Source organism: Rhodococcus sp. Eu-32 (assembly GCF_003336925.1).
Classification (GTDB): Bacteria; Actinomycetota; Actinomycetes; order Mycobacteriales; family Mycobacteriaceae; genus Rhodococcoides; species Rhodococcoides kyotonensis_B.
The window spans coordinates 86,319-108,053 of record NZ_QGNK01000013.1; the positions used below are offsets into that span (position 1 = coordinate 86,319).

Sequence of the window (21,735 nt, forward strand, 5' to 3'; positions counted from 1 at the left end):
GGGCCGTGTTCGCGGCGTTCGTCGTGCGATCGTGTGTCGCCATGGGGGTATACACACGCACACACCTGCTCGAGTCGGGGATGTCTCGGTCGACCATCGACCGAAAGGTCCGAAGTGGCGCGCTGATTCGGCTGTTACCCAGCGTCTATTCGGATCCCGAGCCGTCGTACTTCGATCTCTGTGTCGCGGTCACACTGTGGCGACCGGATGCCGTGCTCAGCCACGTCAGCGCAGCGTGGTTGTGGGGCATGGTGGAGCGCGAACCGCCGACCGTGCACGCGACTCTTCCGCCGTCGGTACGCGTCGGCTCCGCCGACTGGCTGACGATCCACACGCGCGCAGTTGTCGCATACGAACGTCAAGGTCTGCCGGTCGTGTCGGCCGTTCAGTGTTTCGTGGACGTGGCCGCAACGCTCGGCACGGCCGCGGTGGAGCAATTCTTCGACCGCAACATAGGGTCCCGTGTGTCGTGGCGTGCAGTCATGGACCACTGCGACACCGTCAAGGGGATGAAAGGCATCCCGGAAGTTCGGCGGCAACTCGAAATGTGCTGCCCCGGAACGCTGTCCGAGCCCGAACGAATGGTGGCACGAGCCGTGCGCGCCCGAGGGGTTCGCATGGAGATCAACGCGAAGATCGGTCCGTACTACGGAGATCTCGTCGACTACCCGTCGAAGGTGGACGTCGAGGTGGACGGACGCGAGTACCACAGCGCCCCGGCAGTGTTCGACAACGACCGCGTCCGCCAGAACTGGATGGTGGTACGGGAGTGGATGGTGCTCAGGTTCTCGGCAGCCACCGTCTACCGCGACGTGGACAAGGTCGCGGACGAGATCGTCTTCCACGTGCGGCGGCGTAGACGAAGCAGGGGTGCATGATGCTCCCTAACTCCGGAAAATACGCGGGATCCCGCGAATTTCACGGAGTTAGGGAGCAAAATACCCGGGTCTACAGGGTAATCCGACCCTCGAGCGCCGCCAGACCGATGTCGGTGCGGAAATGGCTGCCCGGCAACGTGATCGCGTCGATCTTCGCGTACGCATCCGCGCGGGCAGCAGCGAGATCCGCACCCGAACCGACGACGCTGAGCACACGTCCGCCCGCGGAGACGACCGATCCGTCCTCGACAGCCGTACCCGCGTGCAGCACGCCGTCCGCCTCGGATCCGACGATGGTGTCGCCGGTACGCGGGCGACCCGGGTAGTTCTCGGCTGCGAGTACGACGGTCACCGCGGCGCCGTCCTTCCACTGCAGCGGCGATAGCGAGGCCAACGTGCCCGTGGCAGTGGCGTTCAGCGCCTCACCGAGCGGCGAGTCGAGCAGTTCGAGCACAGCTTGGGTCTCGGGATCACCGAAGCGGCAATTGAATTCGACGACGGCCGGTCCCTGCGCACCGATTGCGAGGCCCGCGTACAGAAGACCCGAGAACGGGCATCCACGCTTTGCCATCTCGGCGGCGACGGGCTCGACGACGTCGGTGACGATCTGCTGAACCACCTCGGCCGGCAGCCACGGCAGCGGGGTGTACGCACCCATGCCGCCGGTGTTCGGACCGGTGTCGCCGTCGCCGACGCGCTTGTGGTCCTGCGCCGGGAGGAGCGGTACGACGGTGGTGCCGTCGACGAGGCAGAACAGCGACACCTCGGGTCCGTCGAGGAACGATTCGAGCAGCACGGGGTGACCCGTTTCGAGCAGTTCGGCTGCGTGATCCCGCGCCACCGCACGATCGGTCGTGACGACGACACCCTTGCCCGCGGCGAGACCGTCGTCCTTGACGACCCAGTTGGGGCCGAACCGGTCGAGGGCTTCGTCGAGCTTCGCAGGCGAGTCGACGACCTCGCTGTGCGCGGTGCGGACACCGGCAGCGGCCATGACGTCCTTCGCGAACGCCTTCGACCCTTCGATACGGGCAGCTGCGGCGGACGGGCCGAACGTCGCGATCCCGGCGTCGCGCAGCGCGTCGGCGACACCGAGGACGAGGGGCACCTCGGGTCCGATGACGACGAGATCGGCCTCGACCTTGCGGGCCAGCTCGGTGACGGCTGCGCCGGATGCGACGTCGACGGAGTGTTGCTCGGCGAGCTTCGCCGTGCCTGCATTGCCCGGAGCCACCAGCAGCTTGCTGACGTTCGGGTCCTTGCTCAGTGCAAGAAGGAGGGCGTGCTCACGAGCACCGGAACCTATGACGAGTACGCGCACAGTGCCCAAGCGTATCGGCTGGACACACCAGAAACGAAAACACGCTCCCCGCCGGTGCGAGAAGCGTGTTCGGCTCGTCTAGCTCAGGTCGTACAGCGTGACGCCGTCGACGGTGGTCGACGTGTAGTTCGCTTCGACCCACTGGGCGATCTCGGCGGACGTGCCCGAGTTGCCACCGCCCATGCCTCCACCTGCAATGAAGTAGTGGATCTCCCCGTCGGCGACGTACTGCTGGAACTGTTCCAGCGTCGGCGACGGGTCGGTGCCGTTGAAGCCACCGATCGCCATGACGGGTTCCTCGGTCGCGAGCTGATAACCCGACGCGCTGTTCGATCCGACCGCCGCAGCGACCCACGTGTAGGAGTCGGCGTCGGCGTCGAGCAGTGACGTGAGAGCGTCGGACGGTGTGCTGCCGTTCAGCAGTCCACCGGCGCCGCCGCCCATGCCACCCATCGGTCCGTCGGCGGCAGCTGCTCCTGGGAATCCCGCGGGCGCCTGGCCGGGCGTCCGAGAACCCGGCATCTGAATACCCGGCATCTGAGGCACCTGCCCCGCACCCGGCATCTGGCCCATCGGACCACCGTCTCGCGTACCGTCGCCCATTCCGCCTGGGCGACCCATACCGCCCGGGCCCATTCCGGTGGACGGACCTGCGGAGACGATCGATCCGGTGTGCGGAGTCGCGATGGTGTCGATCGCATAGGCCGTCGGACCGGCAAGGCCCGCGAACATGATCGCGAGAGTCGTTGCCACCGCGAGCTTTCCACGCGTCGCCGGCGGAACGAGCAAGAGCACCGCAGCGACGAGTCCGACGACCAGCACCGCCCAGCGCAGCCACGGAACGAATTCTGCGCTGCGGCCCAACAGAACCCACGCCATCGCCACCGCCGCCGATACCGCAACGGCCAGACCGATTCGCACCCACAACCACTCACGTCGACGCCACGCCAGCACGCTGCCCGCGCCGATCAGTGCGGCGATCGCGGGAGACAGCGCGACCGTGTAGTAGGAGTGGAAGATGCCGGCCATGAAGCTGAACGTCAGGCCCGTGACCAGCAGCCACAGACCCCACACGATCAGCGCGGCACGCTTCGGGTCGGTGCGGCGGGCGCGTCCGCGCAACACCAGTCCGAGTACGAACAGAATCAACGCGGCCGGGATCAGCCACGCGATCTGGCCGCCCTGGGATGCGTCGAACATGCGGGTGATGCCGGTCTCGCCCCACATACCTCCGCCCGCACCGCCACCGGGACCACCGCCTCCACCGACGCTGCCGGTCTCCTCGCCGTTGAGGCGACCGAGGCCGTTGTAGCCGAGGGTGAGCTCGAGGATCGAGTTGTTCTGCGATCCGCCGATCCACGGCCGCGACGACGCCGGCCACAGTTCGACGGCCAGCAACCACCAACCGGCGGACACGATGGCCGCACCGAGCGCGGCGAACAGTTGCAGCAGTCTTCTGACCAGTTTGGGTTGTCCCGCAACGAGATACATCGCAGCGATCGGCGGGACGACGAGCATCACCTGCAGCTGCTTGGTCAAGAATCCGAATCCGACGAACATGCCGGTCAACACGAGCCAGCGTGTGCGACCGTCTTCGACTGCACGCATCGACGCCCACACGGCGGCGATCATGAGCAGCACGAGGAGTGCGTCGGGGTTGTTGAATCGGAACATCAGTGCCGCAACGGGAGTCACAGCCAATGCGAGACCGGCGAGAAGACCTCCGGCAGCCCCGAACTGGCGGCGGATCGTTGCCCACAGCAGCGCGACGGATCCCACACCGAGCAGCGCCTGTGGGATCAGCATCGCCCACGAACTGAGACCGAAGATGCGTACCGACAGCGACATCAGCCAGAGCGACATCGGCGGCTTGTCGACGGTGATCGAGTTGGCCGCGTCGGACGACCCGAAGAAGAAGGCCTTCCAGGACACCGAACCTGCCTGCACTGCAGCCGAATAGAACGAGTTGGCCCAGCCGGACGCGCCGAGCCCCCAGATGTAGGCGACCGCGGTCCCCAGCAGCAGTGCGCCGAGTCCGACCCATTCCCATCGTGTGCCGGTCCGCTGCACGGGAGCGTCGGCAGTGCGTTCCATCAACATGGTCATTTACGTACGTCCTCGTTGTTGCGGAACACCCATCGGAGGGCGACGAAACGGCACACCGTCGCAACGAGATTCGCGACGACGAGCACCGCGAGTTCCACGTGGCGAGACGCACCGGGCGCCCATGCATGCAGGAGGGCCAACGACCCACTCGTGACCAACAGGGCGAACCCGAACACGAGCAAGCCCTGCAACTGATGCTTTCCGACGTCCTCGGATCCGCGGACGCCGAACGTGAACGCCCGGTTCGCCGCAGTGTTCAGCACGGCGGTGATCAGCAGCCCCAGAAAGTTCGCGGCCTGAGCACCGATCAACGGATGCAGGATGAGATAGAGCAGCGCGTACGCGATCGTGCTCGCGACGCCGATGATGGCGAAGCGCACCATCTGACCGACCATTCCGTGCGGAACTCCTGCCACCAGCGGCTCCCGTCCGAGACTCCTGCGAAGGTCGGCGACCGGAAGCGCGCCGGTGGCCAGTGCGCGGCCGACGCGCCAGCAACCCTGCAGGTCCTTCACGGCGGTGTCGACGATGTTGACGCTCGAATTGGGGTCGTCGACCCAGTCGACGGGCACCTCGTGAATTCGCAGCCCTGCCTTCTCGGCGATGACGAGCAGTTCGGTGTCGAAGAACCAGCCCGTGTCCTGCACGAGCGGCAACAACTCACGAGCGACGTCGGTGCGCATCGCCTTGAAGCCGCACTGGGCGTCGGAGAATCGCGCACGCAGGGACGTCCGCAGAATCAGGTTGTAGCTGCGAGAGATGAACTCGCGCTTGGCACCTCGCACGACGCGAGACGAACGGGCGAGCCGTGAGCCGATCGCGAGATCGGAGTGACCCGACATCAGCGGAGCGATCAGGGGCATCAACGCGTTGAGGTCGGTGGACAGGTCGACGTCCATGTACCCGACGACATCGGCGGTCGACGCCATCCACACTGCCTTCAGCGCGCGACCACGGCCCTTCTCGTCGAGGTGATGAACCTGGACGCTGTCGATCTCGGCCGCGAGCCGCTGCGCGACGGCGAGGGTGCCGTCCGTGCTCGCGTTGTCGGCGATGGTGATCGTCGACCGGAACGGGATGGCGTCGTGGAGATGAGCGTGCAGGCGGCGGATGCACTGTTCGAGGTCCGCCTCTTCGTTGTAGACGGGAATGACCACCTCGAGAGTGGCCGCCTGGACCGAGCTAGGCTCACGGCCGTCTGCTCGGAGTAGCGAGTTCGATGTCATGGGATCAAGATTCGGCCCGTCCCCTGCAACCACCCTGCATCCTCGCTGGCAGTTACCTGTGTGTGGCTTCGCCGCATACCCTGTCACCCATGGCATCCGTGTTCAGCAAGATCATCAGCGGCGAGATCCCCGGACGATTCGTGTGGGAGGACGACGACGTCGTGGCATTCCTGACCATCGCACCGGTGACGCAGGGGCACACTCTGATCGTCCCGCGCGAGGAGATCGACCAGTGGCAGGACGTCGACGGCGCCGTCTTCGGCAAATTGACGGCCGTCGCCCAGAAGGTCGGACAGGCCGTACGCACAGGGTTCGACGCACCGCGTGCGGGCTTCCTGATCGCAGGCCTCGAAGTTCCGCACCTGCACCTGCACGTGTTCCCGGCATACGAGATGGGCAACTTCGACATCTCGAAGGCGGATCCCAGCCCGTCGCCGGAGTCGCTCGACGAGGCCGCGACGAAGATCAGGGCAGCGCTCACCGACCTCGGCTACGGGGCGAACGTCCCGTCCTGATTCACGCGGGGCAGTTCGACGCGGAAGGTGGCACCCTCACCGGGAGCACTGTCGACGGTGACGGTGCCGCCGTGCGCGGCGACGAGAGCAGCGACGATGGACAAACCGAGTCCGCTGCCGCCGCTTTCGCGGGTACGGGAGGTGTCGGTGCGGTAGAACCGCTCGAACACGTGTCGAGTTTCTTCCTCCGACAAGCCGTGCCCGGTGTCGCGTACCTCGAGCACCACCGATTCTTCGGTCGTGCCGACGCACACGGTGATCGAGGCATCCGACGGTGTATGCCGTAGAGCGTTGCCGACGAGGTTGCCCAACACCTGACGAAGTCGCGCATCGTCACCGGTGACCTCTGGAATTCCCGGCCCGGCCAACACCTTCAGCGCGATATCGCGTTCGGGTGCAACGGCTTTGGCGTCGTGTACCGCGTCCGCCGCGATCGACAGAACGTCGACGGTCTTCGTCTCGAGCGGCCGCTGCGCGTCGAGTCGCGCGAGCATCAGCAAGTCCTCGACGAGCAGGCCCATGCGCGCCGACTCCCCTTCGATACGGTTCATCAGCAGCGTGATGTCGCTCATCGCACCCTGACGGTACAGCTCGGCGAAACCCCGAATCGTCGTCAGCGGCGTGCGCAATTCGTGGCTTGCGTCCGCGACGAAGCGTCGCATCTTGGTCTCCGACGCGCGAGCCGCCTCCTCGGACGCCTCGCTGGCCGCGAAAGCCCGTTGAATCTGCGAGAGCATGCCGTTCAGTGCAGCCGACAGTCGTCCGACCTCGGTGCGCTCGCTGCGTTCGGGGACGCGCTCGTGCAGATCACCTGCAGCGATGGCGGCGGCGGTCGCTTCGACCTCGACGAGCGGACGCAAACTGCGTCGTACGACGAAGTACGCGACGACGGCCAGGACGCCGAGAACGATTGCGCCGACGATCAATTGGAGCCGGACCAGCCGATCCACGGTGAGGTTCGTCGGGGTCAGGCTCTGTGCGATGGTCGTCGTCCCCTGCGCGTTCGACACCGTCAGGGCACGCCATTCGGTGTCGCCGCCGTCCACGGATCCGACGGTGACGGGGTGGGACGCGTCGACACTCTCGACGTCGGGGGTGTCGGGTCCCGAGTTCTCCTGGAAATTGACCTCGCCCGCCTGGTTGACGGATTCGACGTAGAAATCGCTCGGCGGTCGGCGGGATTCCGACGGCGGCGGCAGCGGTAGGTTCCGCGGCTCGGCCCACCCACGCGAGGCGTCCATCAGGCTCTTGTCGACGCGGTCGATCAGCGATCGTTCCAGCGCCGACGTCACCAGCACGCCGGACGCGGCCAGGCCGGCCGCGACGAGCAGCAGCAACGCCGCGACGAGCGTGAACCGCAGCGGGACGTCTCGGAGCTTGGGCAGAACCTTCACCGCGGCTGTCGCATCACGTAGCCGACACCGCGGAGGGTGTGGATGAGCCGAGTGTCACCGGTGTCGACCTTGCGCCGCAGATACGACACGTACGATTCGACGACGCCGACCTCACCACCGAAGTCGTAATGCCACACGTGATCGAGGATTCGCGGCTTGCTCAGCACAGTGCCCGCGTTGACCATGAAGTACCGCAGCAGCGTGAACTCGGTGGGCGACAACGACACCGGTTCGCCGGCCTTCCACACCTCGTGGGTATCGTCGTCGAGTTCGATGTCCGCGAACGAGATTCGCGACGGCGCCGTCTCCTGGGTCTTGCCCGACCTCCTGAGGATCACGCGCAGACGAGCGACGACTTCCTCGAGACTGAAGGGCTTGGTGACGTAGTCGTCGGCGCCGAGCGTCAGCCCCGACACCTTGTCCTCGACGGAATCACGCGCGGTCAAGAACAACGCGGGCGCGTCGACACCGTCGGCACGCAGCCGACGCAACAGACCGAACCCGTCCATGCCGGGCATCATGACGTCGAGAATCAGTGCCTCGGGCCGGAACGTGCGGGCCTTGTCCAACGCCTCCGGGCCGGAGGATGCCGTCTGCACGTCGAATCCCTGGAATCGCAGGCTGACCGACAGCAGTTCCACGATGGTCGGTTCGTCGTCGACAACCAGTACGCGTGCCTCAGGAGTTTCGCTCACGACTCCATGATGGACCCCATCCCTGCCCACTCGCTGGTTCCTCGCTGTGAACTCGCTGTGAGCACCTGGCCGTCCGGGACGAGTGCAAGAATGTACGGCGATGGTCGAGACGCAGGAGCCCGCACGCTCCCGCATCCGCATCGGTTCCATGCATGTATTCGCACTTCTGCTCGTGTCGGCGATCGTCTTCCGCGACCAGTTGGTGTCGTTCGTCGGCTCCGTTCCCGAGATACAGACCGGCGCGACGATCTTCCTGGGCGTCTTCGTCCAGGCGACACCGTTCCTCGTTCTCGGTGTCCTGGTCAGCGGCGCGATCGCGGCGCATCTGTCACCGAGGGTGTTGCGACGGCTCTTGCCGTCCGACGAGAAGAAAGCCGTCGGCGTCTCCGGGTTGGCCGGTATGGCGTTGCCCGGGTGCGAGTGCGGAGCCGTCCCGGTCTCACGTCGGTTGATGGATCAGGGCGCTCCGACGTCGGCGGCATTGGCGTTCCTGTTGTCCGCGCCTGCGATCAACCCGGTCGTCCTCGTGTCGACGGCCGTCGCGTTTCCCGGTGAACCGCGCATGGTGCTCGCGCGTTTCGTCGGGTCGTTGGCGACGGCCTGGGTGATGGGGTGGCTGTGGGCCCGTGCAGGCAAGGCGGAATGGATCACCGCTCGGCTCGTCGACCACGACGTGGACACCGGCAGATCGAAGTGGGAAGTGTTCTCCGAGGCTGCTCGCCACGACCTGTTGCAGGCAGGTGCGTTCCTCGTGTTCGGTGCGGGCGCTGCGGCGGTGCTGCACATCGTCGTGCCGGACGCCGTCCTCGATCACCTCGCAGGCCAGATGCTGCTGGCAATTCTCGTGATGGCGTTTCTCGCCGTCGTGCTCGCGTTGTGTTCGGAGGCCGACGCCTTCGTCGCGGCGAGCATGTCGATGCTGCCGTTGCTTCCGCGACTGGTGTTCCTCGTCGTCGGCCCGGCGGTCGACGTCAAGCTGATGGCGATGCAGGCAGGCAGTTTCGGACGCGGGTTCGTCGCCCGATTCGCTCCGGTCACGTTCGTGGTCGCGATCGTCTGCGCGACCGTGTCCGGCTATCTGATTCTCGGCGGCGCCCGATGAAACGCGAAGTTCAGAACGTCCTGCTGCTGCTTCTCGGCGGTGCACTCCTGCAGATCGCGCTCAACGGTGATTACGTTCGCTACGTCAAACCGAGCCTGCAACCGTATCTCGTGATCAGCGCGGCCTTCATGGTCGTGCTGGCGGTGGCCGCCATCGTCAGAGATGTCCGACGCGGCGGCCCCGGCCACGATCACGCGGACGGCAGTCACGCGCACAGCAGTCGACCGTATTGGATGCTGCTGGTTCCGGCAGCGCTCATTCTGTTCGTCGCGCCTCCCGCGTTGGGCGTGTCGTCGGTGTCCGATCGGGTGGTGACGGCCGATTCACTGGAGAAGACGGCCTTTCCACCCCTGCCCGACGGCGACGCGCCCGAAGTCCCGATCCTCGACGTCGTTCAACGGGCGGCGCGCGACAACACCGGCAGTCTCGACGATCGCGAGATCACCGTGACGGGATTCGTCGTGCCGAACGACGACGGCAGCACCGACCTCGCGCGAGTCCTGGTGATCTGTTGCGCTGCAGACGCTCGGTCGATTCGCATCCATCTCGACAGGCCGATCGACGGCGAGTGGCTCCGCGTCCGGGGCACGGTCGCCCCGTCGTCGCCGGAGACCGGGAACATCCCGACGATGACCGTCACCGGCGTCGAGCACATTCCGACGCCGGAGAACACGTACGCCTATTGAGCGCCTGCGGCGCACGTGCGCAGAAATGAATAGCGGGCTATACATTTCTGCTCACGTGGGGTTTGGTACCCTCGTACCAGTCTCTTTCGACTAGCGGACGAGCGCACCGTACCCGGCCTGCGACAAGACGGTGCATGGGAGTGTTCTGTCATGGCTTGGATCGTTCTCGTCATCTCCGGTGTCCTCGAAGCAGTCTGGGCGACTGCCCTCGGCAAATCCGAAGGGTTCTCGCGCCTGAGCCCCACTGTCGTCTTCGGTGTCGCGCTCGTCGCCAGCATGGCCGGACTCGCCTACGCGATGCGGACGCTGCCGACCGGAACCGCGTACGCCGTCTGGGTCGGGATCGGCGCCGCTCTGACCGTCGCGTACGCCATGGCCACGGGCGACGAACCGGCGTCGTGGATCAAGATCGCCCTGCTGATGGGCATCGTCGGATGCGTCGTCGGGCTGAAACTGCTGCACTGATGTCTCCAGCAGTTACAGTAAAACGATGAACTGGGTGTCAGCGATCACACTGCCTGTGCGCGCCGGGATCGCCGTCGCCGAGACAGCACTGTCGGCCACCGAACTCGCACTGTCGACGACGCGTATGGCCCTCGAATCCGGTACTGCCACGCCGAAGGGCGCGAACGGGACGCTGCAGCTGCTCTCCCAGCTCGGGCAGCTGACCTCCGACGACCGGGCACTCGGAAACGCGCTGCGGGCAGGCGGGCCGCTCGACCGGCTGCTCGCACCGGGAGGCGTCGTCGACCGGCTGACGTCCGACGAGGGCACACTCGATCGCCTGCTCGCGGAGGGCGGACCGGTCGACCGCGTCACGGCGACGGGAGGTCCACTGGACCGGTTGTTCGCCGAGGACGGACCCATCGAGCGACTGCTCGCCGAAGGTGGCCTGCTCGATCGCATCACCGCGGTCGACGGGCCGCTCGAACGATTGACCGCGAACGACGGTCCGCTCGAACTCCTCACCCGCGAGGACGGCATCCTCGAGCGCGCCATCCAGGAGGGCGGCCTGCTCGAACAGCTACTCGCCGAGGGCGGGGCGATCGAACGGCTCACCGCACAGGGTGGGCCGTTGGATCAGCTGGTGACGCTGTCGCAGACACTGTCGTCGCTTGCCCCGAATCTCGAACGCATGAGCGTCAGCATCGACATCCTGCAGGACACGGTGGAAGTGCTTGCGGCAGCGGTCAATCCGCTGGGAGAGCTCGTCGGCCGTCTACCGAACCGGTGGCTCAAGGGCGGAAAGCAGACGGTGCACGAGCTTCACTGACGAAGACTGCGCGCGATGACGAGACGCTGAATCTGGTTGGTGCCCTCGAAGATCTGCGTGATCTTCGCGTCGCGCATGTACCGCTCGACGCGGAAGTCGCGCGTGTAGCCGTAACCGCCGAACACCTGAACGGCATCGGTGGTCACCTTCATCGCCGCGTCCGTGGCGACCAGCTTCGCGACGGATGCATTCCGCGAGTAGTCGAGTCCGGCGTCGCGTCGTCGCGCGGCGTCGATGTAGGTGGCACGCGCGGACGCCACCGCGGCTGCCATGTCGGCGAGCAGGAACCCGAGACCCTGGTGGTCGACGATCTTCTTGCCGAACGTCGTGCGCTCGTTGGCGTAGGCGACGGCGTCGTCGAGCGCGGCCTGCGCGATACCGACGGCCACCGCCGCGATACCGAGACGACCGGAATCGAGTGCGCTGAACGCGATCTGAAGACCCTGGCCTTCTGTTCCGAGCCTGCGCTCCGACGACACGAACGCGTTGTCGTAGTGGGCCGACGTCGTCGGAACGGCGTGCAATCCCATCTTCTCCTCGGGCTTGCCGAACGACAGTCCGTCCTGATCCTTCGGAATCAGGAAGCACGAGACGCCCTTCGAACCCTCACCGGTACGGGCGAAGAGGTTGTAGAAGTCGGCGATGCCGCCGTGCGTGATCCACGCCTTCGACCCGTTGACGACGTAGCCGTCGTCCTTGGGCGTTGCCTTGCAGGCCAGCGCTGCCGCGTCGGAGCCGGCCTGCGGCTCGGACAGGCTGTAGGCGCCGATGAGGCTGCCGCCGAGCATGTCCGGCAGCCACCGCTGCTTCTGTTCCTCGGTGCCGAAGGCGAGCAGCGGCGAACATGCCAGGCTGTGCACGCTCACCGCAACCGCGACGGCCGCCCACCGCGCGGCGAGTTCTTCCAGAACCTGCAGGTAGACCTCGTAGGACTGAGCACCACCACCCCACTCTTCGGGGAACGGCAGGCTCAGCAGACCCGCCTCGCCGAGCGTGCCGAACACGTTGTCCGGGTAGGTCTCGTTCTTCTCGTGCTCGTCGACGATCGGATCGAGCACCTTGTCCGCGACGTCGCGGGTGAGCTGAATCAGGTCACGAGCTTCGTCGGTGGGAAGCAGACGATCGACGGGCACTTGGAACTCCTCACAGTACTGACGGACTCTCTCCAGTACTATTACACGAATGACCGCAGCTCACGCCACCGCTCGCCGAGCCCAACTCTTCGATCAGCTGGTGGAGCTGCTCCTGGCCGAGGGTTTCGCGCACCTCACGCTCGACGACATCGCGTCCCGCCTCCACTGCAGCAAGTCGACGCTCTACACCCTCGCCGGCAGCAAGGAACAGCTGGTACGGGCGGCCACGGTCCACTTCTTCCGCGGCGCGACGGACCAGGTCGAGGCGGCCATCGACGGCATCGAGGGCTTCGCCGACCGCCTCACCGCATACCTGTCGGCGGTCGGCGTCGCCCTGCAACCGGCGTCGGACCGGTTCATGGACGATCTCGCCGCGTTCGCACCGGCACGCGAGATCTACGAGCAGAACACGGCGTTCGCCGCCACACGCGTCCAAGAACTGATCGACGACGGCGCATCGACGGGTGAAGTCCGCAGTCTCCATGCGGCGTTCGTCGCCGATGTCGCCGCGTCGACCATGGCCAGAATTCAGAGCCGGGAAGTCGCGCAGCGCACCGGACTCGACGACTCGCAGGCCTACGCGGAACTCGCCGCGCTGCTGACGACGGGTCTCACGGACGCCGGTTCCTGACGGCCGATCCCCACTCCCGCGGCCCGCGCGACAGCCTTCAGCGTGGCCGTGAGCACCGACCGGTCGAGGCCTGCACTCCACCCGGTTCCGTCTGCCGTTCGGAACTCGACCACGGTCAACGCGTCGCTGTCGTTCCCGGAACGAACACTGCCCTGATGCAGATCGAGCACGTCGACCGGACGGTTCAGCGCGGCGAGTGCCGCGGCGACAGCCTCGACCGGACCTACCTCGTCGTGTGTGCTGACGTGGTCGACGCCGCCGATCCGCACGGTGACCGTCGTACGTGAGTTCCCGTCGACCTCGTAGCCCTGCAGAGTGACGTCGCCGTCGTCGAGATAGGCGCCTGAGAACATGCTCCACAACTCGGCCGGTGACACTTCGGTGCCTGCGTCGTCGGTGCGGCGCTGGACGTGTCGGGCGAAATCGATCTGCAGGCGCCGCGGCAATTCGATGCCGTACTCGGTCTCGAGCAGGTACGCGATTCCGCCTTTGCCCGACTGCGAGTTGACGCGGATGACCGCGTCGTAGGACCGTCCGATGTCGGCCGGGTCGAGCGGCAGATACGGCACCCGCCACTCGATCTCGCGCTCGTCGCGGCCGTCGGCGACAGCACGTGCCCGATGCTCCGCGAAGCCCTTCTTGATCGCGTCCTGGTGCGTCCCACTGAAGGCCGTGTGCACGAGATCCCCCACATAGGGATGTCGGGAGTGCACCTCGATCTGGTTGCAGTACTCCACGGTGCGGCGGACCTCGTCGATGTCCGAGAAGTCGATCATCGGATCGACGCCCTGCGCATGGAGATTCAGCGCCAGGGTCGCGAGGTCGACGTTTCCGGTGCGCTCGCCGTTACCGAAGATGCAGCCCTCGACACGTTGCGCACCTGCGAGCACGGCCAGTTCGGCGCATGCGATACCTGTTCCACGATCGTTGTGCGGATGCACCGACAGCACGACGGAGTCGCGTCGAGCCAGGTTCTTGTGCATGTACTCGATCTGGTCCGCATACACGTTCGGTGTCGCAACCTCCACTGTCGCGGGCAGATTCAGGATCACCGGCCGATCCGGTGTTGCGTCCCACGCGGTGGTGACGGCGTCGCACACGTCGAGCACGAAGTCGGGCTCGGTCAGGTTGAAGACTTCGGGCGAGAACTCGAAACGTACGTTCGGCATCGAGCCGGCGAAGTGCAGAACGTCCTGTGCCCCAGCCAGAATCATTCGCTTCAGATCTTCTGCGGTCCGCCCCAGCACGACATCACGCCACGTCGGTGCCGTCGCGGTGTACATGTGGACGACGACCGGATTCCGAATGCCGCGCACGGACTCGACGGTCCGCTCGATCAGGTCACGTCGCGCCGGGGTGAACACCACGATCGTGACGTCCTCGGGCGCGATGTCGGTCGAGGCGAGCAGCCGAACGAAATCGAAGTCGGTCTGCGACGCGGACGGATAGCCGACCTCGATCTCCTTGTAGCCCATCGCGACCATCAACTCGAAGAATCGACGCTTGCGCGCCGGGTCCATCGGTTCGGGCAGAGCTTGGTTGCCGTCGCGCAGGTCGACGGGCACCCACAGCGGCGCGTGCGTGATCCGTCGACGAGGCCAATCACGTTCGGACAGCGGAACTTCGACGCGTGAGTAGACGTCACGGTAGCGGTGGGACGGCATCTGCGAACCGCGCTGACGATTCCAGGTGGGCGCTTCGGCCGGGACAGGGCCGGACGGGGTCGAGACAGAGGTGAACATGCTGACGGTTCCTTCGGGTGAAGTGGGAGTTGAACCGGCGCACGTGACAACCCCGCGGAGGGGAGCCGGTTCGACTAGGCCCCGCCGCGGCGGCGAAGGAGAAGCATCCCGTGGATCGACATGACAGCACCGTAGCACAACTCCTCAGACAAGTAGACGAGTATGCTCGGTCATCGTGCCCCATGTACGCCGGACTTCCCTCGCCGATCAAGCGGCCGATCTCCTCCTCACGCGCATCCAGGCGGGCGAATGGGAGGTCGGCGCAAAACTCCCGGGCGAAACCACCCTCGGTCCCCAACTCGGCGTCGGGCGCTCCACGGTTCGCGAGGCCATCCGACAGCTGGCCGGACGCGGAATACTCCGAACTCGGCAGGGCGCAGGCGTTTTCGTGGCCGCACTCGAACCGGAGGAGGGGTGGGACACCGTCCTGCGCCGAGCCGACATCGACGCGGTCGTCGAAGCGCGTCTCGCGATCGAGGTCGAGGCTGCCGGCTGGGCCGCGCGGCGACGAACACCAGCAGACATCCGCCGGATGCGGGCAGCTCTGCGGTCGCGGGATCGACATCGAACCGACCTGGAGGAGATGGTCGACACGGACATCGCCTTCCATCGCACGGTCGTCGCGGCGGCGCACAACGAGATCCTCACCGGACTGTTCGACGGCTTCAGCCCGCGACTGCGCGACGCCATGATCGACATGCTCCGGATCCACGGACGGTTCGGCTCCGACGAGGACCACGACGTGCATCGACGCGTCCTGGACGCCATCGTCGACGCCGACGCGGCCGCAGCGCGCTCGCTCAGTCGTGCGCACCTCGAGTCGCTACACGGTCCGGTAGCCACGGCAGGGGTGCATAACGCTCCCTGACTCGGCGAAATCGACGGGATCTTGCATATTCGGTCGAGTTAGGGAGCGAAATACTCGGTACTACTTCCGCCGGTACAACCGCTCCGGGCGCCCGACGTTCCCGTAGTCGAGCGACACGTCCACCCGCCCGATCCCGACGAGGTATTCGAGGTATCGACGCGCACTCGATCGGGACATCCCCGAACGCTCCGACATCTCGCTCGCGGAGACAGCGCCGTCGACGTCGCGCAGACGGTCCTCGACGAGCTCCAGCGTCACACGGCTGAGCCCTTTGGGGAGGTCGTTGCCCGTTCCGGTCAGCCCGAACGCCTTGTCCACCTCGGCCTGCTCGGCTTCCTGCGACGCGCTCAAACGCTGCCGCGTCGTGCGGTACTGCTCCAAACGGTCCTGCAGCGCAGCGAATTTGAACGGTTTGATGAGGTAGTGCACGACGCCGCTACGCAGGGCACGCTGCACGGACGCGACCTCGCGCTCACTGGTGATGACGAGAACGTCGACGTCGGGCACCGACTCGCGGAAGCGCGCGATCAAGTCCAGTCCACTCGCTCCGGGCAGATGCACGTCGAGCAGCACCAGATCCGGTCGGAGGACCGACACAGCTTCGACGGCCGACTCCGGCGTGTGCGCGACCCCGCACACCATGAAATCGTCCACCTTGGAGACGAATCCGGAGTGCACCTTGGCAACCATGAAGTCGTCGTCGACGACCAGAACTCGTATCACTGCTGCTCCTCGATCACTGCCGTGAACACCGTCCATCCGTCGTCCGATCCGACGGACACGTCGCCGCCGCGTCGACGACAGACGAGCCGCACCAACGCCAGTCCGAAACCGTGCCCGGTACTCGCCGAACCCCGTGTGCTCCACCCTTGTTCGAAGATGCGTTCGGGATCCGGCACACCGGGTCCGTCGTCACGCACTTCGATCTCGATGCCGTCACCCTCTCGCAATGCGATCCGTACCCGACCCGACGACGCCGCGACGGCATTGTCGACGAGATTGCCGAGCACCGTACAGAGATCGCGCGAGAGTGCACCGCCGTGACTGCCGAGCCTCGACCCGTCGTCGATCTCGACCGACACCGAACGATGCGCCGCTGCACCGATCTTCGCGATCAACAGCGCGGCGACACCGACGTCGGACACCGAATCCGTCACCACCGACGTCGCACCCTCGCGGCGGGCGGTAAGTCCGTCGACGTAGTTCACCACTTCGTCGTACTCCTGCAACTGCACGAGACCGGAAATGGTGTGCAACTGATTGTCGAACTCGTGAATGTGTTCCCGGAGCGCCGTGGAGCTGGTCTTGGTGACGCCCAACTCCTCTTCGACGTCGGTCAGTTCCGTGCGGTCGCGGAACGTGGTGACGGTTCCGACCGCCCTCCCCTTGGACACGATCGGGACCGTGTTCAGCACGAGCACGCGATCACCGACGACCACTATCTCGTCGTCCGATGCGGTACCGAGCAGCACGTCACGCAACCGGTCGGTCAATCCGAGTTCGTCGACGGTTCTGCCTTTACTCCCGTGCTCGATGTGCAGCAACTCGTGAGCGCTTTCGCTCATCAGCAGGACGCGTCCGTTCGGGTCGAGGGCGACGACGCCTTCCTTCAACCCGCGCAGCATCGCCTCGCGCTGCCCGACGAGATCGAGGATCTCACTGGCCTCCATGCCGAGGGTCTGCCGTTTGACCCGTCGCGCGAGGAGTACCGACCCCACGCCGCCGAGCACCGACGCCACGGCCAGATAGACGATGAGGTTCGGCGCGGCCTGAAGAAAACGGTCGAGCGCCGACGGATACCGATCTCCGACGACGGCGGTTCCGATGAACACACCCTCGTCGTCGAGCACGGGCACGTTGGCCTCGACGGCCTTGCCGAACGTCGTCTCGGTGAGGCCGACCGTCGATCCACCGGCGGCCGAGCGGGTCGTCGACCCGACCTGTTCGGGCACGGTGGACAGGATCACGGCACCGTCGCCGTCGGCCAGCTGCGCGTAGTCGAGCCCCGACACCGCACGCACCGATTCGACCGCACTCTGCAACCCGGTCCTGATACGAGGCTGCGCCGACGGCAACAGCTGCCGTACGACGGGGTTCGCGGCGAGCGTTTCCGCTGCGGACTGCGCTCGACGGCCCGCGTCCCGTTGGAACGTCGCCGACGACTGCGCCAGCGACAGCCCGCCGATCGCCACGAGAACGACGACGACGATCAGCAGCTGCAACCTCAGCAGCTGGGCCGCCAACGTAGTTCTGCGCACGAAAAGACACTACGTCTCACCTTCGCGCGCGAAGAACAAATGATCGTGCGCACAATGGACACAATTGAAACTGTGACCGCAAGGGTGACCCCAGTCACAAAGTGAGGTGTACTTCCTCGGTGCCCACGACGAGACTTCGAACTGCGACCAGCGCCCTGTGCGTCTCGGTCGCCGTTCTCGTGGGCGGTGCCGCAGCCGGTTGTGCAACGGAGCCGGCCGTCTTCGCCGGCCCCAGCGGTAACGAGCGAGTCCGGTTCGTGGTTCCATCGGACGCGGGTGGTGGCTACGACCTCACCGCCCGCAACCTGACGCAAACACTGAGCAACGACGACACCGACTACGACGTCGTCGTGCTCCCCGGTTCCGGCGGGGTCGTCGGACTGGGCAGGCTCGATCTCGAAGTCGGCAACCCCGACCTCGCGATGGTGATGGGCCTCGGACTCATCGGCGCCCTGGAAACGACGCCGTCTGCTCATTCGATCTCCGAGACCACGCCGCTCGCACGGCTGCTCGAAGAGCCCGAAGCCGTTCTGGTACCGGCCAACTCGCCACTCCGGACGATGTCCGATCTCGTCGACGCCTGGCGCGCCGACCCGTCGGGCCTCACCTTCGGCGGTGGATCTGCGGAGGGCGGACCGGATGGCGTGTTCCGGATCCTGTTGGCGCGGGCGATCGGCGTCGACCCGTCGGCATCGTCGTATCGCCAGTACGAGGGCGGCGGACAATTGCTGCCCGCACTGCTCACCGGGGACGTCGACGTGGCCACCACCGGCGTCAGCGAGTACCTGGACCAGTTGACGGCAGGCACCGTACGTGCACTGGCCGTCAGCACCGACGCGCGCATACCCGTCGTCGACGCACCCACTGCCCGCGAGGCAGGCGTCGACGTCGTGTTCGCGAACTGGCGCGGGTTACTCGCGCCACCGGGCTTGTCACCGGACCAGATCGCGGTGTGGACCGACCGGATCCGCACTCTGGACGACTCCCCCGCCTGGCACGACGTGCTGACCCGAAACGGTTGGCGCAGCGCAGTTCTCACCGGCGACGACTTCTCCGAGTTCCTCGGCGAGCAAGCGTCGTTCGTATCCGAGACCTTGTCGGTCTCGTCGCACAGCTGAATCACTGCTTCAGTTTCGTAAAGGAGTACACCCATGCTCGTGATACTGGGCTTCCTCATGGTCGCCGTCTTCATGTATCTGATTCTCACCAAGCGTGCGACGCCTGTCGTCGCGCTGACGCTGGTCCCGGTTGCGTTCGGTCTCATGGCCGGTGCAGGACTGGGAATCGGCGACATGATCACCGACGGCATCAAATCCCTCGCGCCGACGGCCGCGTTGCTGTTCTTCGCGATCATCTTCTTCGGAATCATGATCGACGTCGGACTGTTCGATCCGCTGGTGAAGGGGATCCTGCGCCTCGTGCGCAACGACCCGATGAAACTCGTCGTCGGCACCGCCGTGCTCGCGATGGTCGTCTCGCTCGACGGCGACGGCTCGACGACGTTCATCATCGTCACCTCCGCGTTGTTGCCGCTGTACCTGAAACTCGGTGTGAGCCCGGTGATTCTGACGGTCGTGGCCGGACTGTCGAACGCGACGATGAACATCATTCCGTGGGGTGGCCCGACGGTGCGTGCCGCGTCGGCGCTCGGCATCTCGCCGTCCGACGTGTTCGTTCCGATGGTGCCGTCGTTGATCGCGGGCCTGATCATCGTGCTTCTGTTCTCGATTCACCTGGGCATCATGGAGCGTCGTCGCCTCGGAAAGCTGGTCTACGAACCGGAATTGGTGCATGCTGCAACATCCGGTGGTACCGGTCGAACCGGCAAGCACGACGGCCCCACGCCTCCGGCCACCGGCGGCAGCGGTGAGTCCGGCAGCTTCATGGACGGTGGACTGGACCCCGAGCGCGACACGCTGCGCCCGAAGCTGTTGTGGTTCAACGCAGCTCTGACGGTCGTCCTTCTCGTCGTCCTCGTCATGGACATCCTGCCGATTCCGGTTCTGTTCATGATCGCCGCATCGATCGCCCTGACGGTCAACTTCCCGCGAGTCAAGGATCAGGGCGAAGCCATTGCGCGGCACTCGTCGTCGATCGTGTCCGTCGTCGCGATGGTCCTCGCCGCCGCGGTTCTCACCGGTGTTTTCCAGGGAACCGGCATGGTCGAGGCGATGGCCTCGTGGCTGATGAACGTCATTCCCGATGCCCTCGGCCCGTTCCTGGCCGTCATCACCGGCGTACTGAGCATGCCGCTGACGTTCTTCATGACCAACGACGCGTTCTACTTCGGCGTCCTGCCCGTATTGACCGAAACCGCAGCACAATACGGCATCGAGCCCGTCGAGATGGCGCGTGCGTCGATCACCGGTCAGGCCGTTCACATGCAGAGCCCGCTGGTGCCCGCGATCCTGCTGCTCGTCACGTTGGCAGGCGTCTCGCTCGCCGATCACCACAAGAAGGTCCTGTGGCGTGCGGCGGTCGTGTCGCTGACCATGCTCGTCGTCGGCGTCGCCCTCGGCCAGATCCCGTTCGGCTGACCGTTCACACGACAAGGAGAACATCATGACCGTTGCAGTCGTACACAGCCAGACCGACGAAGGCAGGCAGGCCCTTGCCGCCGGGATCCGTGAGGCGCAGACCAGGAACACCGAACTGGTTGTGCTGCATGCCCTGTCGGGGTCGTCCGAGCAGTCCGCCCGCGATCGGGAGATCGCCGCGGTCGACGCCGCAGTCCGTGCCGTCGCCCCCGACGCCCGCGTCGAGGCAGCACTGCCCGATCCCGATGCGACCAGCACCCTGCTGGCGCTCGTCGACAAGGTCGACGCGGAACTGGTGGTCATCGGCTCACGCCACCGCAGTGCAGTCGGGAAATTCCTGATGGGACAGCAGGTACAGCGACTACTTCTCGAAATTCCGGTCGAGATCCTCGTTGTCAAATCCAGGCAGTAGGCATGGACCGGATGCAACCGGCTTTTGTCACTGACGTAAGCTACTGATTCTCCAACGGTGAAGTCATCGCCGACAGTCGAAGTGCACACGATGCACTGGACCAGTGTGGTGATGGCATGGAAGACACGTCGCGAGTCGGTGATTCGCGTGCGTACTCGGATTCGACCCTCGATGCCTTTCGCGATCTCCTGCGTTCGACCGTGCGCGTCGACACTCTTCTGCAGAGTGTCGTCGAGCAGGTCGTCGCGGTCGTGCCCGGCGCGGACATGGCGGGGGTGACGTTGCCCGGCGACCGAGCGGGCGAGATCGAGACGGCCGCATGCACGGACGCGCGGGTGTACACCATCGACTCGGATCAGTTCCGTGCCCACGAAGGACCGTGCGTCGACGCCGCGCACACCAGGTCGACGGTGCGAGCCCGCGAGACCGACATCGAGGTCCGGTGGCCGAGGTTCGCCGCCGATTCCGCCGACATCGGCGTCCGCAGTTACCTGTCGGCGCCGATCTCGGTGGACACGAATCGGACCGGCTCACTCAACGTGTACAGCTGGACCGATCACGGCTTCAGCGACTCGGACGAGCTCCTGGTGGGCGTCTTCGCAGCTGCCGTCGAAAGCACCGTGTGGAATTTCCGGCTCGCTCAGGCGGCTCAGGCCGAACTGGACGGGCTACGAGAAGCGATGCGGTCGAGGGCCGTGATCGAACAGGCCAAGGGAATCGTGATGGCGATCCGAGGCATCGGTCCCGACGACGCGTTCGACGTGCTGGCGATGCAATCGCAGAACGAGAACGTCAAGTTGGCGGAGATCGCTCGTCGCGCTGTCGAATCGGTTGTCCGCAACTCATGACAAACGATCCCGAGGGCTGTGTTTTCAACCCACGGGATCTGGTGTTGGTGATCTCCGGATACCACCTGCACCTGTTGCTGGCCATGCCCACTCCCGGTCCGAGCGAAACT

The 21,735-nt window shown here is 65.8% G+C and carries 21 protein-coding genes and 1 riboswitch; of the genes, 12 read left to right on the top strand and 9 right to left on the bottom strand.

Features of this window, described 5'->3' with window-relative positions:
* Positions 1–41: 41 nt before the first annotated feature.
* Positions 42–878: a DUF559 domain-containing protein gene (locus DK926_RS16650; protein ID WP_114331396.1), complete on the top strand. Its 837-nt coding sequence runs from the start codon at positions 42–44 to the stop codon at positions 876–878.
* 70 nt (positions 879–948) lie between these two features.
* On the opposite strand, the gene purD is transcribed toward DK926_RS16650, so the two are convergent.
* The 3 genes from purD to DK926_RS16665 all read right to left on the bottom strand — a co-directional run bounded on the left by purD (position 949) and on the right by DK926_RS16665 (position 5,531).
* A complete protein-coding gene (purD, locus tag DK926_RS16655; protein ID WP_114331334.1) occupies positions 949–2,199 on the bottom strand; it encodes a phosphoribosylamine--glycine ligase in 1,251 nt (416 codons plus the stop codon).
* Positions 2,200–2,277: 78 nt separating this feature from the next.
* A complete protein-coding gene (locus DK926_RS16660) occupies positions 2,278–4,305 on the bottom strand; it encodes a glycosyltransferase family 39 protein (RefSeq protein ID WP_114331335.1) in 2,028 nt (675 codons plus the stop codon).
* Entirely contained in the window at positions 4,302–5,531 is a 1,230-nt protein-coding gene (locus DK926_RS16665) for a bifunctional glycosyltransferase family 2/GtrA family protein (RefSeq protein ID WP_114331336.1), read from the bottom strand. The genes DK926_RS16660 and DK926_RS16665 overlap by 4 nt, the downstream gene beginning before the upstream one ends.
* 89 nt (positions 5,532–5,620) lie before the next feature.
* Between DK926_RS16665 and DK926_RS16670 the strand changes: the two genes are divergently transcribed.
* On the top strand, positions 5,621–6,046 hold the full coding sequence (locus DK926_RS16670) for an HIT family protein (protein WP_068425031.1): 426 nt from the start codon (positions 5,621–5,623) through the stop codon (positions 6,044–6,046).
* Here DK926_RS16670 and DK926_RS16675 read toward each other — a convergent pair.
* Both DK926_RS16675 and DK926_RS16680 read right to left on the bottom strand, forming a co-directional pair.
* Positions 6,022–7,431 carry a HAMP domain-containing sensor histidine kinase gene (locus DK926_RS16675; protein WP_206030572.1) on the bottom strand — a complete coding sequence of 470 codons (1,410 nt, stop codon included), beginning with the start codon at positions 7,429–7,431 and terminating at the stop codon, positions 6,022–6,024. The genes DK926_RS16670 and DK926_RS16675 overlap by 25 nt on opposite strands.
* Positions 7,432–7,436: 5 nt before the next feature.
* Complete coding sequence (locus DK926_RS16680) at positions 7,437–8,135, bottom strand: response regulator transcription factor (protein ID WP_068425039.1); 699 nt, start codon at positions 8,133–8,135, stop codon at positions 7,437–7,439.
* A gap of 100 nt (positions 8,136–8,235) precedes the next feature.
* On the opposite strand from DK926_RS16680, the gene DK926_RS16685 reads away from it, so the two are divergent.
* From DK926_RS16685 to DK926_RS16700, 4 genes are all read left to right on the top strand, one after another.
* Positions 8,236–9,237 (top strand): permease, encoded by a 1,002-nt coding sequence (locus tag DK926_RS16685; protein WP_114331337.1) that lies wholly within the window; start codon positions 8,236–8,238, stop codon positions 9,235–9,237.
* On the top strand, positions 9,234–9,923 hold the full coding sequence (locus tag DK926_RS16690; protein WP_068425045.1) for a TIGR03943 family protein: 690 nt from the start codon (positions 9,234–9,236) through the stop codon (positions 9,921–9,923). The genes DK926_RS16685 and DK926_RS16690 overlap by 4 nt, the downstream gene beginning before the upstream one ends.
* 73 nt (positions 9,924–9,996) lie before the next feature.
* Positions 9,997–10,060: riboswitch (guanidine-III (ykkC-III) riboswitch) on the top strand.
* A 13-nt stretch (positions 10,061–10,073) separates the two neighbouring features.
* On the top strand, positions 10,074–10,388 hold the full coding sequence (locus DK926_RS16695) for a multidrug efflux SMR transporter (RefSeq protein WP_068425048.1): 315 nt from the start codon (positions 10,074–10,076) through the stop codon (positions 10,386–10,388).
* Positions 10,389–10,413: 25 nt separating this feature from the next.
* A complete protein-coding gene (locus DK926_RS16700) occupies positions 10,414–11,196 on the top strand; it encodes an ABC transporter (RefSeq protein WP_114331338.1) in 783 nt (260 codons plus the stop codon).
* Here DK926_RS16700 and DK926_RS16705 read toward each other — a convergent pair.
* Entirely contained in the window at positions 11,190–12,329 is a 1,140-nt protein-coding gene (locus DK926_RS16705) for an acyl-CoA dehydrogenase family protein (protein WP_114331339.1), read from the bottom strand. The two genes, DK926_RS16700 and DK926_RS16705, sit on opposite strands and share 7 nt — an antisense overlap.
* Before the next feature lie 49 nt (positions 12,330–12,378).
* On the opposite strand from DK926_RS16705, the gene DK926_RS16710 reads away from it, so the two are divergent.
* On the top strand, positions 12,379–12,960 hold the full coding sequence (locus DK926_RS16710; protein WP_114331340.1) for a TetR/AcrR family transcriptional regulator: 582 nt from the start codon (positions 12,379–12,381) through the stop codon (positions 12,958–12,960).
* Here the strand turns inward: DK926_RS16710 and DK926_RS16715 are convergent.
* Complete coding sequence (locus tag DK926_RS16715) at positions 12,906–14,702, bottom strand: 2-isopropylmalate synthase (protein WP_243636856.1); 1,797 nt, start codon at positions 14,700–14,702, stop codon at positions 12,906–12,908. The two genes, DK926_RS16710 and DK926_RS16715, sit on opposite strands and share 55 nt — an antisense overlap.
* A gap of 172 nt (positions 14,703–14,874) precedes the next feature.
* Between DK926_RS16715 and DK926_RS16720 the strand changes: the two genes are divergently transcribed.
* A complete protein-coding gene (locus DK926_RS16720) occupies positions 14,875–15,570 on the top strand; it encodes an FCD domain-containing protein (protein ID WP_207890852.1) in 696 nt (231 codons plus the stop codon).
* 60 nt (positions 15,571–15,630) lie between these two features.
* Here DK926_RS16720 and DK926_RS16725 read toward each other — a convergent pair whose 3' ends face one another.
* Together DK926_RS16725 and DK926_RS16730 are read right to left on the bottom strand one after the other, a co-directional pair.
* On the bottom strand, positions 15,631–16,293 hold the full coding sequence (locus tag DK926_RS16725) for a response regulator (protein WP_174551404.1): 663 nt from the start codon (positions 16,291–16,293) through the stop codon (positions 15,631–15,633).
* Positions 16,290–17,828, bottom strand: a complete 1,539-nt coding sequence (locus DK926_RS16730; RefSeq protein ID WP_114331342.1) for an ATP-binding protein — start codon at positions 17,826–17,828, stop codon at positions 16,290–16,292. The genes DK926_RS16725 and DK926_RS16730 overlap by 4 nt, the downstream gene beginning before the upstream one ends.
* A gap of 119 nt (positions 17,829–17,947) precedes the next feature.
* Between DK926_RS16730 and DK926_RS16735 the strand changes: the two genes are divergently transcribed.
* From DK926_RS16735 to DK926_RS16750, 4 genes are all read left to right on the top strand, one after another.
* Positions 17,948–18,946 carry a tripartite tricarboxylate transporter substrate-binding protein gene (locus DK926_RS16735; RefSeq protein WP_243636857.1) on the top strand — a complete coding sequence of 333 codons (999 nt, stop codon included), beginning with the start codon at positions 17,948–17,950 and terminating at the stop codon, positions 18,944–18,946.
* A 33-nt stretch (positions 18,947–18,979) separates the two neighbouring features.
* Positions 18,980–20,365 (top strand): citrate:proton symporter, encoded by a 1,386-nt coding sequence (locus DK926_RS16740; protein WP_114331343.1) that lies wholly within the window; start codon positions 18,980–18,982, stop codon positions 20,363–20,365.
* Positions 20,366–20,390: 25 nt separating this feature from the next.
* Entirely contained in the window at positions 20,391–20,777 is a 387-nt protein-coding gene (locus DK926_RS16745; protein ID WP_068425071.1) for a universal stress protein, read from the top strand.
* Positions 20,778–20,893: 116 nt separating this feature from the next.
* Positions 20,894–21,625 carry a GAF and ANTAR domain-containing protein gene (locus tag DK926_RS16750; RefSeq protein ID WP_114331344.1) on the top strand — a complete coding sequence of 244 codons (732 nt, stop codon included), beginning with the start codon at positions 20,894–20,896 and terminating at the stop codon, positions 21,623–21,625.
* The last annotated feature ends 110 nt before the right edge of the window (positions 21,626–21,735 follow it).